This is a genomic window from Nonomuraea sp. NPDC049649, from assembly GCF_040675175.1.
GTDB lineage: Bacteria > Actinomycetota > Actinomycetes > Streptosporangiales > Streptosporangiaceae > Nonomuraea.
The window spans coordinates 1-1003 of the sequence record NZ_JBFAOH010000117.1; the positions used below are offsets into that span (position 1 = coordinate 1).

A 1003-nucleotide genomic window follows, 5' to 3' on the forward strand; every position below is an offset into this window, starting at 1 on the left:
TCAACGAGCCGCAGCCCGCCACCATCGAGACTATGGAGGACCGGCAGGCAAGCAACGCAGCATGACGTGTGTCATCCGGTTTGACAGCTACCGGAACGAGACGACGGTGCCGCTGATGCCGTGCGTTTCGGTGGAGGAGACCTTGGCGTTCTATGAGGCGCTGGGGTTCCAGGCGACCTACAAGCAGAGCAAACCCTATGTTTACCTGGCCCTGCAGTGGAGCGGATTCCAACTGCACTTCGGCCCGGCGCCCAAAGGCCTGGATCCTGCCCGGGAGGAGTCCGGAAGCTGCCTGGTCATGGTCGACGCCGTGGCGCCGTACCACGCGGCGTTCGTCGCGGCGATGCGCCGGGTCCACGGCAAAATGCTGAGTTCAGGCCTGCCACGGATCACCCGCTACCGGCCAGGCTCGTCCCGATTCACGCTGATCGACCCGTCCGGGAACTCAATCCTCTTCATCCAGCGCAACGAGCCCGCCGAACTGGAGTACGGCGGCTCGAAGAAGCTGATGGGCCTGGCCAAGGCGCTCGACAACGCCCGGATACTGCGCGAGTTCAAGAACGATGACCTGCAGGCCTTCCGCGCGCTCAAGTCCGCGATGCGCAGGCACGGCGCAGACGCCTCGCCGGCCGAGCGAGCCATCGCCCTGTGCCACCTCATCGACCTAGCCATGGTCCTCGGCGAGCCCACCGATCCATGGCTCGCCGATCTGCGTGGCCTGGATCTCACGACTGACGACAGGCAGCGTATCGAGTCGGAGGTCGGGCATCTCCCCGGACTTCAGGAGTGGCTCTCCTGAAAAAGGCAGACGCCACTTTGTGATCGGTCGCTCACCGCTGCGTCGAGCGGATCGTTAGCGTCAAGGACGAGCCCCTGACGCTCCACGGAATCACGACGGCGGAGGCTCTTAGTACTCCAGCCGCATTTAGTGATCGATGATTCGTCGCTGTCGCTGGTAATGGCAGCGGCGGGCGCGGGCTTGATGCCGACGTCGCCACTGTGA

Annotated in this window: 2 protein-coding genes; one reads left to right on the forward strand and one right to left on the reverse strand. The window is 64.3% G+C overall.

Translation table 11 applies throughout. The annotated features are described in order from the left end of the window. The first annotated feature begins 115 nt into the window (after positions 1-115). Entirely contained in the window at positions 116-799 is a 684-nt protein-coding gene (locus AB0J42_RS37735; RefSeq protein ID WP_364303413.1) for a glyoxalase, read from the forward strand. Here AB0J42_RS37735 and AB0J42_RS37740 read toward each other — a convergent pair. Further along, on the reverse strand, positions 781-1003 hold a 223-nt coding region (locus AB0J42_RS37740), incomplete at its 5' end, for a hypothetical protein (protein ID WP_364303411.1). The genes AB0J42_RS37735 and AB0J42_RS37740 overlap by 19 nt on opposite strands.